Below are 16,027 nucleotides of genomic sequence, written 5' to 3'. Positions count from 1 at the left end.
TTGAATGTGAACGAATGATAACAAGCCGGGCCGGGTGACCGGAATCGGGTATTCCCTGACTGGCGCGACGGGCGCAATAGGGGGCTGGGCGGTCGCGCAGCGAGGGCGCAGGCCGCGTGGAGCGGGCGGGTCATGCTTTCGGGGATCGCTGAATCGGGGAGCGCCGGGGCCGATCCGCGGCGTGCGCGGGTCGGCCACCGGCGGGGTAACGCCGCGGTCAGGCGGGCAGGCGGATCACGCTCGCATCCTTGCGGATCAGCAGCGAAGATGCAAGCATCTGCTTGCATTGGTGCGCGAGCACCTTCAGGTCGTGCGTGAGCTCGGCACCCACCGCATCGGATTTCTCCGCGGACACGACCATCGCATCGAGGTCGCGCGTGATCTGCTTCGACGCGTCGAGCTGATCGGCGGGCGGCGGCTCGCCGGCCTCGGCCTTCTCGAGATTGTCGAGCACCGCGGCGAGGCCGCGATGCAGCGCATCGTCGTGGAGGATGCTGCCGTCGGCTGCGCAGGCCGTGCGGATCAGCGGCGCGGCGGCCGTGATCTGCGCGCCGAGCACGTGGGTCTGCACGAGCAGGTCGTTCAGTTCGGGCACGAAGCGCTGGTGCGCCTTCGGCTCGATCATCATCCGCTGGAATGCCTGCCCGAGATTCGCGAACGCGATGTGCACATCCTTGCGCGCGAGGCGGTAGCGGTAGTCGTCGTCGAGCGTCGTGGCGGGTGTCTCGATGGCCGCGGCGACGACCGGCACCACGGCCGCGCCGTCGGCGGCCGGCACCGGCGGCGGCGACATGCCGCGCCCGGCGCGCCACACGGCTTCGAAATACTTGCGGGTGGCGGTGAGCATGTCGGCGACCTGCTTGCCCATCAGCCGGTATTCCCAGTACGGGAACAGCCGGCTCGCGGCGATCGCGATCATGCAGCCGACCACGGTGTCGATCGCGCGCTCGCCGATGATCCGCATGCTGCCCGGCGCGAGCAGGTGGAACATCAACAGCACGTACGACGACGTGAACACGACGCTCGCCGCGTAGTTGAACAGCAGCAGGCTGTAGCTCATCACCATCGACCCGAACATGATCGCGATCAGCAGGTGCGGCTCCTTCACCGTGTAGATCAGCGCGATGCTCGCCGCGCAGCCGATCAGCGTGCCGATGATCCGCTGCGCGTTGCGCTGCTTGGTGAGCGAGTAGCCGGGCTTCAGGATGATGATGGTCGTCATCACGATCCAGTACGCGTTCGTGAGCGGCAGCAGGCGGCCGAGCCAGAACCCGACCGCCACCGCGATCGTCACGCGCAGTGCGTGGCGAAAGCTCGGCGAGCGCATGTTCAGGTTCGAGAAGATCAGCAGCGGCGACATCCGGCGGCGTTGCAGGAAGCGCGTGAGCGCCTTGTCGATCTTCAGTTCGGTTTGCTGCGGATCGGCGTGGCCCGACAGGTTGCGGCGCATCCGGTCGATCAGGCGCGTCGCGCTCCAGATGCGCCGAAACGTGGCGAGCACGGCCGCATACGCCTCCGCGTTGGTGGCCGCGAAGTTCTTCTTGCGCATCAGCTCGATCTCGTACTCGATCGCGCGCAGTTCGGCCTTCACGCTGATCCGCGAATGCGGCGCGCGGTTCTCGAGCACCGCGAGGCCGATCTCCTCGAGATCGGCGGCTGCCTTGCAGATCAGGTCGCGGTAGAAAATGATCAGGTCGGACCCGCCGAACGTATTGCGCACCAGCGGGTAGTCGGTGTGCGCACCGACGAACAGCTCGTGCAGGTCGACGCTGTTGATGAACAGGTTGTACATCGTCGTGCGGCCGGGGTCGAGCTTGCCGCGCCGCAGTTTCGGCAGGTTGCGCAGCACGATGTCGCGCGCGGTTTCCTGCGTTTCGACCGCGGTGATCTGCCGGGCGACGAGATTGCGGTAGCACTCGTCGAGATCGGCATCGAGATCGTAGAACTGCGCGCGCGCGAGCAGGTAGTCCGCGCAGGCGAACAGGCTCTCGGCGAGTGCCTGCTGCTCGATCCGGCGCGCCTGCCATTGCGACACGAGCGTGGCCCAGTACGTGTACCAGAGGCCGCCGGCGAGAATCCAGCCGGCGTTGATGAACGCCTGCAGCGGCGTGAACTTCTCCTCGAGCGTCATCACCATCATGAACAGCGTCGCGAAGCTGATCTGCGGCCAGCGGTTGCCGTACACGACGATCAGCGACAGCACGAAGGTGAGCGGCACGATGGTGAGCCACAGCACGAAGATGTTCGGTGTCGCGAGGCCGGTCGCGAGCGCGGCCAGAAAACCGATCACGCTGCAAGCGAGCATTTCGTTGTGCTTGTACTTGAGCGGGCCCGGCATGTCGACGACGCAGGCGCCGAGCGCGCCCGTCGAGATCGTGAAGCCGAGCTCCCGGTTGTGAAACACGATCAGGCACAGCACGGCCGGCAGCGAGACGCCGACCGCGATCCGCAGGCCGCCGAAAAAGTACTGACTGTAGAAAAACTTTCTGATTTCGACCGAATAGCGCATCGATGGGCTGAATGGCAGACGAAGACGCCCGGGGGCGGCATCTTGACTGGCGACGAGTCTATCGTATTTCGCGGTCCGCAAAACCTGGCTTTCCGGACGAGGTCCGCTGCGACGGTCCATTTGCTATCCTTGGTGATCCTGTTCGCCCGGCTGGCCCGGCGCGACGTACCGACTCCCGCTTCATGCTCCATCTCTTCTATTCGAACCGTCACGAAACGCTGGCTGACGCGCTGCTCGAGGATCTGGCCGCGTTCCCGGCCAGCAATGGCCCGTGGGCGCAGCAACAGGTCATCGTGCCGAGCGCGGCGCTGCGCCGCCGTCTCGAGCTCGATATCGCCGCGCGCAACGGCGTGTGCGCGAACGTCGAGTTCACGTATCTCGCGCAATGGCTGTGGGCACAGATCGGCCGCGTGCTGACGGTGCCCGCGCGTTCGCCGTTCGCACCCGACCGCCTCGTATGGCGCTGCTACCGGCTGTTTGCGCAGGCGTCCGACGGTGCGCCGTGGCTCGCGTCGCCGCGGCTGGCCGCATATTTGTCCGCGTCCGACGATGCGATGCGTTACGAGCTTGCGCACCGCGTCGCGGCCGTGCTCGATCATTACCTGACCTATCGCCCCGAATGGCTGGCTGCGTGGCAGGCCGGCGAATCCGTGCTCGCGGGCGACGGTGCGCCGCGCGGCGTCAGCGACGCCGCACGCGACGACGAGCGCTGGCAGGCCGCGCTGTGGCGCGCGCTGCTCGCCGAGCTGAGCGACAGCGGCACGCCGCCCGCGCACCGCTTCCTCGTCGAAGCGCGCCATCTCGATGCCGACGCGGTTGCGCGCGCCGACTGGCCCGAATCGGTCAGCGTGTTCGCGCTGCCGACGATGCCGCCGCTGCATGTCGCGCTGCTGCGCGAGCTGTCGCGCTGGATCGACGTGCGCGTCTATGCGTTGAACCCGTGCCGCGAATTCTGGTTCGACATCGTGACCGCCGCGCATGCCGAGGCGCTCGATGCGGCCGGGCGGCTCGACTACCAGGAAGTCGGCCATCCGCTGCTCGCGGAATGGGGCAGGCAGACCCAGGCGCAGCTGCACATGCTGCACGAACTGACTGAAAGCGCCGCGTCGGGCGACGCGTCGCGATTCGTCGAGAATCCCGCGCCAACATGGCTCGCGCGCGTGCAGAACGCGATCCTCGACCTGCAGCCGGAGGCCGAAGCCGGCGATGCACCGGCCGAGCGCGGGATCGAGGTGCACGTGTGCCACAGCCTTGCTCGCCAGCTCGAGGTGCTGCACGACCGGCTGCTCGCGTGGTTCGACGCCGACGCGAGCCTGCAGCCGTCCGACGTGCTCGTCGCGGTGGCCGATCTCGCGGCGGCCGGGCCGTTGATCGACGCCGTGTTCGGCACGGCCGGCGCCGGCGGCGCGCGTGTGCCTTACCGGATTACCGGCCTGCCGCCGTCGCAGGCGAACCCGGTCGCGCGTGTGCTGCTCGACTGGCTCGCGTTGCCGGAGCGGCAGGTCGGCGCGCCCGAACTGGTCGAATGGCTGCGCGTCGACGCGGTGGCGGCACGCTATGGCATCGATGCGGCGGCGCTGGAGACGGTGCAGACCTGGCTCGCGGCCGCCGGCGCGCGGCGTGGGCTGTCGCCGCTCGCGAGCGACGACGCGGCCGTGCCGTCGCCGCGCCATACGTTCTCCGATGCGCTCGCGCGGCTCTTTCTCGGTTATGCGATGCCGGAAGGCGCGGCGCCGGTCGGCGCGTGGCTGCCGATCGAGGCGGCCACCGGCAGCGAGGCCGAACTGCTCGGCCGGCTCGCGCGCTTCACCGACGATCTCGACGGCTTCGCGCGGCGGCTGGCCGAGTCGCATACGCCGCAAGGATGGAGCGAACTGTTCGCCGACACGCTCGCACGTTTCTTCGATTCGGGCGCCGCGTATGCGGACGCGCTCGCGGGCGTGCGCGATGCGCTCGACGCGATGCTGGCCGCGATGACGGAGGGGGCGCCCGACGAAGCGTTGCCGGCGGCCGTCGTCCGGGCCGGGCTGGCCGCCGCGCTCGACGATCCGGCGCGCGGCGGGGTGCCGTGGGGCGGCGTCACGTTCTCGTCGCTGACGAGCCTGCGCGGCTTGCCGTATCGCGTCGTCTGCCTGCTCGGGATGGACGATGGCGTGCTGCCGAGTCTCGCGCGCGCGGACGAATTCGACCTGATGGCCGTGTTGCCGAAGCTCGGCGACCGCCAGCGCCGCGACGACGAGCGCAACCTGTTTCTCGACCTGCTGCTCGCCGCGCGCGACCGGTTGCTGGTTGCCTATACGGGCCGCAGCATTCGCGACAACGCACCGTTGCCGCCTGCGGCACTCGTCGACGAACTGCTCGACCATCTCGCGCTCGTCACGGCCGGGCCCGACGCCGCACCGGACGCGGTCGAGGCCGCGCGGCGTGCATTCGTCGTCGAGCATCCGCTGCAACCGTTCGCGGCTGCGTATTTCCAGCCCGGCAGCGAACTCGTTTCCTATGACGCCGAGCGTGCGACGCTCGCGACGCTGCTGGCCGCCGAGGCGTCGCGCGACGGGCCGCGCGAGCGGCCGTTCTTTGCGCAGCCGCTGCCGGCCGAACCGGTCGAGCCGGTTGCATTCACCGAATTCGAACGTTTCTGGCGGCATCCCGCGCGTGCGCTGCTGCGCGCGCGGCTCGGCATCGTGCTCGCCGACGCGCAGGCCGAACTGCTCGACACCGAGCCGTTCGCGCTCGACTTCGCCGGCAGCGATGCGCTCGCCGAGCGCGTGCTGCCGCTGCTGATCGAATCGGACGAGGGCGGCGTGCACGATCATGCGCTGCGCATTGCGGACGCGAGCCCCGAACTGCCGGGCGGCGCGACGGGCGCCGTGTGGCGCGACCAGGCGCTCGGCTCGATGACGCAGCTTGCGTCGAACGTGCGCCGCGCGCTGGCCGACGGGATGGAGCGGCGGCCGTTCTCGCTCACCGTGGTGCCCGCCTGGCCCGACACGGAGCAGGCGCTGTTCGGCGCCGACGACGCGCTGTTGTCGGGCGACGCGGTGAGTGCGCCGCTCGAACTGCACGGCACGCTGAACCGGCTCACGCCAGCCGGGCAGATCATCTACCGCTATGCGCGGCCGAGCGCGCGCGACTACCTGTCCGCGTGGCTCGCGCACCTCGTCTACTGCGCGATCGAGCCGGGCGGCCCGCGCCGCACGCTGTGGTTCGGTAGCGGCGGCGCATTCGAGCTGACGCCCGTCGCGGCGCCGCTGGAGCGGCTCGCGCCGCTTGCCGCGCTGTTTCGCGCGGGGCGGCGCATGCCGCTGCGGTTTTTCCCGCGCAGCGCGTGGGCGAGGGTGTCCGACGGCGAAGCCAAGGCCGCGAGCGTGTGGATCAACGAGCGCGTCGTGAGCGAGGCCGACGATCCGGCCATCGCGATCGCGTGGCGCGGTGCGCATGCGTCGCTCGACGAGCCGTTCGGCACGCTCGCGCGGCTCGTGTTCGATCCGCTCGTCGAACATCTGAAGGAGGTCGCATGAGCGCCGTATCTCAGCCGAAGCAGGCGCTCGAACTCGACGTGTTCGCGTGTCCGCTCGACGGCGTCAACCAGATCGAGGCGTCGGCCGGCACCGGCAAGACGTGGAACATCTGCGCGCTGTACGTGCGCCTGCTGCTCGAAAAGGATCTCGGCGCGGACGAAATCCTCGTCGTGACCTTCACGAAAGCGGCGACCGCCGAGTTGCACGAGCGCATTCGCGGCCGGCTCGCGCAGCTCGCGCATGCGCTCGACACGGGTGACAGCGGTGGCGATCCGTTCATCGAACGCCTGCTCGAAACCACCCTCGGCGAAGGCGGCACGCTCGAGCCGGAAACGGCCGCGAAGCGGATCCGGCGCGCACTGCGCGCGTTCGACCAGGCCGCGATTCATACGATCCACGCGTTCTGCCAGCGTGCGCTGCAGGAAGCGCCGTTTGCGGCCGCGATGCCGTTCGCGTTCGACATGGAGGCCGACGACGCATCGCTGCGCTTCGAACTGGCCGCGGATTTCTGGCGCACGCGCGTCGAGCCGGCGGCCGCGCGCTGGCCGGGCTTCGCGACCTGGCTCGTCGAATCGGGCGCCGGCCCGGCCGCGCTCGATGCGCAGCTCGCGCGCCGGCTGAAGAAGCCGCTCGCCGCGCTGCGCTGGGACGGCGTGACCGAGCCGGACGAATCGGCCGAGGCCGCCGCGGTCGAATGCTTCGCCGAGGCCGCGCGGATGTGGGCCGCCGAGCGCGAAGCGATCGATGCGTTGCTGCGCGTCGCGCAGCCTGCGCTCAACCAGCGCTCGCACAAACCCGAGGCGGTAGCCGATGCGCTGGCTGCATGGGCCGCGCATTTCGCGCAGGGCGACGCGACGGCCGCGCTGCCGAAGGCCGCGCTGAAGCTCACGCGCACCGCGCTCGTGAAGGCCACGAAAAAAGGCGGCGTGACACCCGAACATGCATTCTTCGACGTGGCCGACGCGCTCGAAGCGGCCGTGGCGGCGGCCGAGGCCGCGCAGCGCGCGCGCTGGCTCGCGCTGATCGCCGAATGGCTCGACATGGCGCCGGGCGAGCTGGCCGAGCGCAAGCGCACGCGGCGCGTCGTCTCGTTCGACGATCTGCTCGCGAACCTGTACCACGCACTGCATGCGCATCCGTGGCTGGCCGAGACGTTGCGCGCGCGCTATCCCGCCGCGCTGATCGACGAGTTCCAGGATACCGACCCGCTGCAGTTCGCGATCTTCGACCGGATCTTCGCGCCGGGCGGCCCGCTGTTTCTCGTCGGCGATCCGAAGCAGGCGATCTACAGCTTTCGCGCGGCCGATCTGCATACCTATCTTGCCGCGCGCGCACGGGCGAGCGCGTGCTACACGCTCGCGGTCAACCAGCGCTCGACGCCCGCGATCGTCGATGCGTGCAACCGCTTCTTCATGTCGAATCCGCGCGCATTCGTGCTCGACGGGCTCAACTACTACGCGGTGCGTGCCGGCACGCGCGTGCGTGCGCCGTTCGTCGACGCAACCGATCCGGGCCCGGCCGGCGATTTCCGGGTGTGGGCGTTGCCGGGCGGAGAAGGCACGCTGCTCAAGCGCGACGCTCAGGCGCAGGCTGCCCAGGCCTGCGCGGCCGAGATCGCGCGGCTGATGCGCGGCGCGCGCGAAGGGCGCGTGCGGCTCGGCGAGACGCCGCTGTCGCCAGGCGACATCGCGGTGCTCGTGCAGACGCACCGGCAGGGCAGTCTCGTGAAGCGCGTGCTGGCCACGTGGGGTATCGGCAGCGTCGAATTGGCACAGGCCTCGGTGTTCTCGACCGGCGACGCCGAGCAGCTCGAACGCGTGCTGGCGGCGATCGACGCGCCGGGCGACCTGCGGCGTCTGCGTGCGGCACTCGCATCCGACTGGTTCGGCCTCGACGCCGGCGCGCTGTGGCGGATGGAGCAAGGCGACGGCGATGCGCAACGTGAAGCATCAGCGGCCGACAGCACCGACGCGATGAGCTGGGTCGAGCGCTTCTCGCGGTACCGGCTGTTGTGGCGCGAACGCGGCTTCGCGGTGATGTGGCGCACGTTCACGCGCGAGCTGCGGATTGCCGAGCGGCTGATGGCCGGTGCGGACGGCGAGCGTCGCGTGACCGACATCAACCATCTGGCCGAACTGACGCAGGCACGCGCGTCCGCACAGCCGGGCATCGCACCGACGCTGCGCTGGCTCGCCGCGCAACGGCTCGACGGTGGCGGCGAGGAAGCGCAGCTGCGGCTCGAATCCGACCGCAACCTCGTGCAGATCGTCACCGTGCACAAGTCGAAAGGCCTCGAATACGCGATCGTGTTCTGTCCGTTCCTGAACGACGGCGGATTGCGCGAGCCACCCGCGTCCGCGCTGCCCGATGCGCGCGAATATCACGACGACGCGGGCGACGCGGTGCTGCATTACGGGTGCGACGACGAGGCGGCCGCGCACGCGGCGCGGCAGGCGTTGCGCGAGCAGGCCGCGGAACGCGCGCGGCTCGTCTACGTGGCGCTGACGCGCGCGGTCTATCGCTGCTACGTCGTCGCCGGGCCGTATCTGTCGTCGCGCTCGACGCGCGAAGCGCGGCGCAGCGTGCTCAACTGGCTCGTCGCGGGCGCCAGCCAGTCGTTCGATGCCTGGCTCGACGAGCCGCCCGACGAAGCCGCGCTCGATACGGCGTGGCACGCGTTGGCGGGCGGCCCCGTGAGCGTCGCGCCGCTGCCGGCGCCGGCACGACCCGAGCGTCTCGCGGCCGGGCACGACGCGTCGCAGACGCTCGCGGCGCGCCATGCGACGCGCGTGCTGCGCGATGCGTGGCGGATGGCCAGCTTCAGCTCGCTGACCGCGTCGATGGCGCGCGAGGAGGCGGGCGTCGCGGCCGTGCCCGACGACGAACTGCGGCCCGATCACGATGCGCTCGCCGCGGTGGCGCCGGATGGCGAGTGGCTATTGGCCGATACGTTCGCACCCGAACCGCCCGACGACGACATCCTCGTGTTCCCGCGCGGCGCGGCGGCCGGCGAGTGCCTGCACCGCCTGTTCGAACTCAGCCGCTTCACGGAGCCCGAGTCGTGGCCCAGGGCCGCGCTCGGCGCGCTGCACGACCGGCCGGTCGAGGCCGAGCCCGAACTCGCGACGCGCCTGCCGGCGATGATGGTGCAGCTGGTCGACGATGTCGTCAGCACCGAGCTCGTGCCGGGCATGCGGCTCGCCGATCTCGATCCGGCGAAGCGGCTCGACGAAATGGGTTTCCTGTTCCCGGCGCCGTCGCTCGACCTGATGGCGCTGCGTCGCCTGCTGGTCGCGCACGGCTACCCGGACGTTGCACTGGAGGCGGGCCTGCTCGCCGGTTTCATCAAGGGTTTCATCGACATGATCGTCGAACACGACGGCCGCTTCTGGATCGTCGACTGGAAGTCGAACCATCTCGGCACGACGCCGGACGCCTACGGCCCGCGCGCGCTCGACGTCGCGATGGCCGATCACGCGTATCACCTGCAGGCGCTGCTCTATACGGTCGCACTGCATCGCTATTTGCGCGGGCGGTTGCCCGATTACGACTACGACACGCATATCGCGGGCTACCTGTACCTGTTCGTGCGCGGCGTGCGGCCCGGTTGGCGCAGCAGCGGCGAGCCGGCCGGCGTGCATGCGCGGCGGCCCGCGCGTGCGCTCGTCGACGCACTCGACCGGATGATGGAAGGGGGCCGCTCATGAACGCATCCGACGATACGCTCGAATTTACCGGCGGCCTCGTCGCGCGGCTGCCCGAACCCGCCGATTTCGGCATCGCGCTCGCGGAAGGCTTTGCGCGCCGTATCGGCGACCTTTCCCGCCGTGCCGGTGCGCCGGCCGTGGCCGCGCGCTGGGCGGCGCGCGCCGCGTTCGCGACGAGCCGTGCTACCGCGGGCGGCCACGTGTGCGTCGCGCTCGGCGCGCTCGCGCAGCGCTACGAAGCGCCGCTCGACGAAGTCCGCGCGGCGCTTGCTGCGAGCGGCGTGGTCGCGTTCGGCACGCTCGCGCGCGGCGACGAGCGGCCGCTGATCGTCGACCGCCACGACCACCTGTACCTGTCGCGCTATTTCGACTACGAACGGCGGCTTGCCGATGCGCTCGTCGCGCAGGCCGGTGTGGCGGCGCCGGACGAAGGTCTTGCGCCTGACCGGTTGCGCGACAGCCTCGCGCGTTATTTCGGGCCGGCAACCGGCGAAGTCGACTGGCAGCGGGTCGCGGCGATCGTCGCGCTGACGGGCCGCGTGACGATCGTCAGCGGCGGCCCGGGCACCGGCAAGACGACGACGGTCGTCGGCGTGCTGGCCTGTCTGCTCGATGCGCACCCGGGGCTGCGCGTCGCGCTGGCCGCGCCGACCGGCAAGGCCGCGCAGCGGATGCAGGAAGCGCTGCATGCACGGGCCGGCGACTTGCCGCCGGAACTTGCGGCGCGCCTGCCGGATACGTCGTACACGCTGCACCGGCTGTTGGGTGGCGGTGGGGCGGCCGGTTTCCGGCATCATCGCGACAACCCGCTGCCGTACGACCTGATCGTCGTCGACGAGGCGTCGATGATCGACGTCGCGCTCGCCGCGCATCTGCTCGACGCGCTCGCGCCGGGCGCACGGCTCGTGCTGCTCGGTGACAAGGACCAACTGGCCGCGGTCGAGGCGGGCGCCGTGTTCGCAGAGTTGAGCGCGCGGCCGGCATTTACCGCTGCGGCGCGCACCCGCATCGCGCGGGCGCTCGGCATCGACGAGGCAGCATTCGTCGCGGCGTTGCCGGTGCCGGACGAAGTCGCGACCGCAGCCGTTCCCGCCGCGCATCCGGTTTCCGCCGCGGCACGAGCCCCGGCGCCGCCATCGGCGCCTGCGGCTGCTGCGATACGCAAACCCGCGTCGCGACGGAAAGCCGATGAACGACAGGCATCGCTCTTCGACGACGAACCGCAGGCTGACGAAGTTGCGCCGACCAACGTCGCGCCGCCGCCGGCCGCAGCGCCGGTGCTGACCGAAACCGGTGAAGCGGGCGAAGCAGGCGAGGCCTCCGCGTGGATCGAGGTCGACGAACTCGCGTGGCTCGACGCCGTCGAATTGCCGCCGTTCGACGCAGGCGACGCCGCGCTTGCGTCGGTCACGTCGATACCGCCGGGCGAAACCGCCGCCGCGCTCGCACCGGCACCGCTCGCCGACTGCGTGGTCTGGCTCGAACGCAATTACCGCTTCGGCCTCGATTCGCCGATCGGGCGGCTGTCGCTCGCGATCCGCAGCGGCGACGTGCAGGCCGCGCTCGACGCGCTGCCCGCCGACGATTCGGCCGCCGCGTCGTTCCACGATGATGCGGGCGAGTCGCTCGCGTCGTCGACGGTCGAGCGGCTCGCGCGGCGCTTCGGTGCTTACCTCGACGCATTGTGCGACGCGCTGGCGGCGCCGGTACCCGATCCGCTGCCGCTGTTCGACGCGCTCAACCGGTTCCGGATCCTGTGCGCGACCCGCAGCGGCTTGCGCGGCGCGGAGCACGTCAATGCGCTCGTGGCCGCGCACGTGCGCCACGCGGCGCGCGTGCCGCTCGCGGTCGGCGCGCACTGGTTCACGGGGCGGCCGATCATGGTGACGCGCAACGACTATGCGCTCGGGTTGTTCAACGGCGATATCGGCATTGCGCTGCCCGACGCGCACGGCGTGCTGCGCGTGTGGTTCAGGCGCGCGGACGGCACCGCGCGGGCGGTGTCGCCGGCCGCACTGCCGCCGCACGAAACGGCGTTCGCGCTGACGGTCCACAAATCGCAGGGCTCGGAATTCGACGAGGCGGCGCTCGTGCTGCCGGCATCGTTCGGCCGCGTGCTCACGCGCGAACTCGTCTATACGGCCGTCACGCGTGCGCGCACGCGCGTGCAGGTGATCGGGCCGCGGCGCGTGCTGGCGCAGGCGGTCGCGACGCGCACGCAGCGCGATTCGGGGCTCGCGGCACGCGTCGACGAGGCGCTTGCACGGCGCAGCAGGGAGACTTCGCGATGATGATCCGCTATACGCTCGATCCGGCCGAAGTCGAATGGACGGCCATGCGCGCGCAGGGCGCGGGCGGGCAGAACGTGAACAAGGTGTCGAGCGCGATCCACCTGCGCTTCGATATCCGGGCGTCGTCGTTGCCGCCCGTCATCAAGGAGCGGCTGCTCGCGCTGTCCGACCAGCGCATCACGCGCGACGGCATCGTCGTGATCAAGTCGCAGGAATACCGTACCCAGGAGAAGAACCGCGAGGCCGCGCTGGCGCGCCTCGATGCGTTGATCGGTGGCGTCGCGTACACGCCGCGCGCACGGGTCGCCACGCGGCCGACGCGTGCGTCGAAGGAGCGGCGGCTCGAGCACAAGTCGCGCCGCAGCGTGGTGAAGTCGGGAAGAGGGAAGGTGATCGACTGACGAATCGATGAGCGAACGAACGATGCGTGCGACAGCCGATCGCCCGCCGTCGCGCCCGTTATCGCATGACGGTTCCTGCGCTGTCGAGCACGAAATCGACGCAGAACACGACGAGCCGGCTCTGCGCGCGGATCGCGACGGCGGCCGTATAGCAGTCGCGGCCTTCCGTCAGCGAGAAGTGCGGGCCCATCAGCGCGACGCGTCCGGGTGCGGCGATCGCACGCTGGAAATACGGGCGCCGCGACCAGTTGCTGTGCGTTTCCGGGAAGAGCGGTGCGAGGCGGGTGGCGCCCGCCTGGCCGTCGTCGGTGCGCGCGCCGATCGACGGCAGGAACTGCTCGCCGGTCTCGTCGGTGACGAACACGCGGCGCGCGGCCGGCACCGCGAACACGCGTTGCGCGGCGTCCTGCAGGTTGCCGCTCGCGGAAAACGCGGCCGCGCCCGTGAGCACGAGCCGTTCGATCGCGTCGAAGCCCGGCTGCTCGGCGACGACCGGCGTATGCCGGCGGGCGATGAAGCGCTGCCACGCGGCGTCGAGCATGGCGGGTGCCGCCGCGCTGGCATGTGCGATCGATGCATCGGGCTGGCCGAACTGGAAACCCTGTACGAAATCGATGTCGGCGTCCATCAGCGCCTGCAGCGAGTCGTCGTTCTCGACGCCCTCGGCAAGCACCATCGCGCCGGCCTGGTGCAGCATCGACACGAGGTGATGCAGGATGCGGCGATCATCGGCCGATCCGGTCGAGCGCACGATGAGCGAGCGATCGAGCTTGACGATGTCGGGGCGCGCGCGCCACACGCGGTCGAAGTTCGAGAATCCTGTGCCGAAATCGTCGATCGCGATCAGGAAGTCGCGATGCTGGATCATGTCGATCGTGCGGGCGAGCGCGGCTTCGTCACGCGCGGGCTGTTCGACGACTTCCAGCACGATGCGGTTCGGCGGCAGCGCGAAATGCCGGCACAGCGCCTCGACGAATTCGCGCTGCACGAGGCCCGTGTCGAGCACGCGCGGCGTGACGTTCAGGAACAGCCAGCCGTCGCCGATGCCCTGCGCGACGAAGTTGGCCGTGTGCAGGCAGCGCGCGAGCCGGTCGAGCAGCAGCGCGTCGGCGTCGGCGCGCGTCTTGTCAAACAGCGCGGTGGGCGAGATCAGCGCGCCGTTCGCGTCGACGACGCGCAGCAGCGCCTCGTAACCGACGACCCGCTTGTGCGTGATCGACAGCACGGGCTGGAACACGCTGCGCAGCGTCGTGGTGCGATAGGTGGCGAGCCAGCCGCCGGGCGTCGGCGTGAGGCGTTCGAGCAGGGAGTCGAGCGAGAGATCGCGGGCGGGCTTCATGTCAACGGTGCCCGGGGTCGAGCGGAGGAGCGGCAGCGCGCCGCCATGCTGAAGCAGTCGCACGCGCGGGCGGACGCGAAAGGACGTGGGACATCGAGGCCGCCTTCTGCGGGTAAGTGTTTGGAGTGTAACGGGAATGGGGCCGCTCGCGTATCAGGGAAACTCCAGACGCACACGGGTATGCGGCTGGCGCCGCTCGCATGCGCGCGACGCGTGACCACCGCGAAGTGAAAGAGGGCATCGCCGCCGCACATGGCAATCCAGCGGCATGGGGTGCGCGGTGACGTGCGAACGTGGCGAGCGAATGTCGCCGTCAGAGGAATACCGGCCGCGCCGCGGCACCATTCGCAGCGTGGCGGAAAACGGTTGGCGCCCGGTCGTCAGGCATCGCGGCCCGACCGACGGCGGTGCGTGCGCCCGAATGAATCGTCAGGTCGCTTCGCCGCTGCGCGGCCGGATCCCGGGAATCCGCTTGATCGCGCCGGTCGCGAGCGCGGTGCCGACGAGCACGATCGCGCAGCCCTCGATCATCACGGCCGTCACGTGTTCGCCGAGGAACAGCGCACCCCACAACAGGCCGAACACGGGGATCACGAACGTCACGGTAATCGCGCGGGCGGGGCCGACATGCGCGATCAGGTAGAAGTAGATGAAATACGCGATGCCCGTGCAGGCCACGCCGAGGGCGAGCACCGAGCCCCATGCGTGTGCGCCGACCGGTGCGGCCGGCCAGGTGGCGATCGCGAACGGCAGCAGCAGGATGGTTGAGCCGATCATGCTGCCGGTCGCGTTGACGAGCGGATCGACGCCGGTCAACTTGCGCTTCGCGTAATTGGCTGCGATGCCGTACAGCAGCGTCGCACCGAGCGCCGCGGCGGCGGCGAGCGCGGTCGCGGTCGCGCCCGTTTCGCCGTGCGCACTCGCGATCTGGTTCCACACGAGCGTGAGCACGCCGGCGAAACCGATCACGAGGCCAAGCACGCGCGGCAGCGACAGCTTGTCCTTCAACCACAGATAGGCCACGAGCGCGCCCCACAGCGGCGTCGTCGCGTTGATCACCGACGTCACGCCGGCCGACAGCGTCAATTCGGCGAACGCGAACAGGCAGAACGGGATGCCCGAGTTCAGCGCACCGACGACGAACAACGGCCATGCGTGACGGCGCAGCCGGGTGCCGAGATCGGCGGGCTTGAAGCGCGTCAGCGCGAAGCCCGCGAGAAACAGCGCGCCGATACCCACGCGCAACGCCATCAACGGCGCGACGCCCAGATCGACGACGCCGATCCGGATAAACAGGAACGACGCACCCCACAGGGCAGCGAGCACGGTCAGCAGAAGGGCGTTCTTGGGGGACATCGATCGTGAAGCGCGGGGAACGGATGCGGAGAATCTTACACCCCGTTACCACCCCGTCGTTTCACGATTCGATGAAATGGCAAGAAACGGGAGTGTCGCCGGTTGCCGGCGCGGGGCGGCCGCCAGCCGGCGGTCGCGCCCGTTCAATGATGGCGCCAGCCGCCGCGTCCGCCGAAGCCGAAATTGAGCGACAGCGCCGGGCCCCAATAGCCGCCCCACGCAGGTGCATAGGCCGGTGCCGGATAGTAATAGGCGGGGCCCGGATCGACGTAGACGGGGGCCGGCTGCACCGGTGCAGCCGTGTAATAGCCGCCAGGATAATAGCCGTACGGGTAGTAGCAGCCGGCGAGCGTCACGCAGGCGAGCGCCGCGGCGACGAGGGTCCTGTTCATGATGTCTCTCCGGCGGAGCCGGCAATCGGCAGATGCTTAAGCTTAGGCCGCGCGCCGATGACACGGTGTGCAAAACGGTAACGGATCATTTCCGTGCAGGCTGCCGGTCACGTTGCGGCGCCGCATGCGAAAACGGCGCTTCCGCACCGCGAAAACGCCGTCTGGTTGACTGTCGCGGCGCGCGTCGCCGCTTACTTGCCGACCTGGTTGCCGATGATGCCGCCGGCCGCCGCGCCGCCCAGCGTCGACAGCGCGCTGCCGCCGATCGCCGCGCCGGCGACGCCGCCGACACCTGCACCGATTGCCGTGTCGCGCTGGCGTCTCGTCATCGAGTCACAGGCCGACAGGCTGGCCACGGTCGCGACGAGCAGCGCGCATACCCCAATACGCCGTATCGAATTCATGATCGTTGTCCTTGCGGTTGTGAACGGAGGACACGCGACCGGCCGGCGGCCGCGCATGAACCCAATCTACGCGCCGCCCCCCGACGCTGCTGTAAGGACTTGTTAAG

The 16,027-nt window shown here is 70.0% G+C and carries 9 protein-coding genes; 4 read left to right on the top strand and 5 right to left on the bottom strand.

Annotation, left to right across the window (positions count from 1 at the left end; all coding sequences use genetic code 11):
* Nucleotides 1–217: 217 nt before the first annotated feature.
* On the bottom strand, nt 218–2,509 hold the full coding sequence (locus tag QZM67_RS26835) for an FUSC family membrane protein (protein ID WP_175024388.1): 2,292 nt from the start codon (nt 2,507–2,509) through the stop codon (nt 218–220).
* A gap of 182 nt (nt 2,510–2,691) precedes the next feature.
* On the opposite strand from QZM67_RS26835, the gene recC reads away from it, so the two are divergent.
* The 4 genes from recC to arfB are packed head-to-tail and all read left to right on the top strand — an operon-like array spanning nt 2,692 to nt 12,429.
* Nucleotides 2,692–6,030, top strand: coding sequence for an exodeoxyribonuclease V subunit gamma (gene recC, locus QZM67_RS26830; protein ID WP_301808011.1), 3,339 nt, complete (start codon nt 2,692–2,694; stop codon nt 6,028–6,030).
* Entirely contained in the window at nt 6,027–9,737 is a 3,711-nt protein-coding gene (recB, locus tag QZM67_RS26825) for an exodeoxyribonuclease V subunit beta (RefSeq protein WP_301808009.1), read from the top strand. Before recC ends, recB begins: the two co-directional genes overlap by 4 nt.
* The gene (locus tag QZM67_RS26820; protein WP_301808007.1) at nt 9,734–12,028 is read left to right on the top strand and encodes an AAA family ATPase; all 2,295 of its coding nucleotides are present in this window, start codon (nt 9,734–9,736) and stop codon (nt 12,026–12,028) included. The genes recB and QZM67_RS26820 overlap by 4 nt, the downstream gene beginning before the upstream one ends.
* Nucleotides 12,025–12,429 (top strand): alternative ribosome rescue aminoacyl-tRNA hydrolase ArfB, encoded by a 405-nt coding sequence (gene arfB / locus QZM67_RS26815; protein WP_043182134.1) that lies wholly within the window; start codon nt 12,025–12,027, stop codon nt 12,427–12,429. The genes QZM67_RS26820 and arfB overlap by 4 nt, the downstream gene beginning before the upstream one ends.
* Before the next feature lie 58 nt (nt 12,430–12,487).
* Here the strand turns inward: arfB and QZM67_RS26810 are convergent, their stop codons facing one another.
* From QZM67_RS26810 to QZM67_RS26795, 4 genes are all read right to left on the bottom strand, one after another.
* Nucleotides 12,488–13,768, bottom strand: coding sequence for an EAL domain-containing protein (locus tag QZM67_RS26810; protein ID WP_301808003.1), 1,281 nt, complete (start codon nt 13,766–13,768; stop codon nt 12,488–12,490).
* A gap of 429 nt (nt 13,769–14,197) precedes the next feature.
* On the bottom strand, nt 14,198–15,124 hold the full coding sequence (locus QZM67_RS26805; RefSeq protein WP_301808000.1) for a DMT family transporter: 927 nt from the start codon (nt 15,122–15,124) through the stop codon (nt 14,198–14,200).
* A 143-nt stretch (nt 15,125–15,267) separates the two neighbouring features.
* Nucleotides 15,268–15,516 (bottom strand): hypothetical protein, encoded by a 249-nt coding sequence (locus QZM67_RS26800; RefSeq protein WP_043182136.1) that lies wholly within the window; start codon nt 15,514–15,516, stop codon nt 15,268–15,270.
* Nucleotides 15,517–15,707: 191 nt separating this feature from the next.
* Nucleotides 15,708–15,920 carry a glycine zipper 2TM domain-containing protein gene (locus QZM67_RS26795; protein ID WP_043182137.1) on the bottom strand — a complete coding sequence of 71 codons (213 nt, stop codon included), beginning with the start codon at nt 15,918–15,920 and terminating at the stop codon, nt 15,708–15,710.
* Nucleotides 15,921–16,027: the final 107 nt, after the last annotated feature.

Source organism: Burkholderia sp. AU45251, from assembly GCF_030482905.1.
In the GTDB taxonomy this organism is placed as follows: Bacteria; Pseudomonadota; Gammaproteobacteria; order Burkholderiales; family Burkholderiaceae; genus Burkholderia; species Burkholderia aenigmatica.
The sequence above is the reverse complement of the archived record's forward strand: the minus strand, read 5'-3'. Positions and strand labels throughout refer to the sequence as shown.

Coding starts and splice junctions, on each gene's coding strand:
- QZM67_RS26795 (WP_043182137.1), bottom strand. CDS start 15,920: ATGAATTCGATACGGCGTATTGGGGTATGCGCGCTGCTCGTCGCGACC.
- QZM67_RS26820 (WP_301808007.1), top strand. CDS start 9,734: ATGAACGCATCCGACGATACGCTCGAATTTACCGGCGGCCTCGTCGCG.
- recC (WP_301808011.1), top strand. CDS start 2,692: ATGCTCCATCTCTTCTATTCGAACCGTCACGAAACGCTGGCTGACGCG.
- QZM67_RS26805 (WP_301808000.1), bottom strand. CDS start 15,124: ATGTCCCCCAAGAACGCCCTTCTGCTGACCGTGCTCGCTGCCCTGTGG.
- QZM67_RS26810 (WP_301808003.1), bottom strand. CDS start 13,768: ATGAAGCCCGCCCGCGATCTCTCGCTCGACTCCCTGCTCGAACGCCTC.
- recB (WP_301808009.1), top strand. CDS start 6,027: ATGAGCGCCGTATCTCAGCCGAAGCAGGCGCTCGAACTCGACGTGTTC.
- QZM67_RS26800 (WP_043182136.1), bottom strand. CDS start 15,516: ATGAACAGGACCCTCGTCGCCGCGGCGCTCGCCTGCGTGACGCTCGCC.
- QZM67_RS26835 (WP_175024388.1), bottom strand. CDS start 2,509: ATGCGCTATTCGGTCGAAATCAGAAAGTTTTTCTACAGTCAGTACTTT.
- arfB (WP_043182134.1), top strand. CDS start 12,025: ATGATGATCCGCTATACGCTCGATCCGGCCGAAGTCGAATGGACGGCC.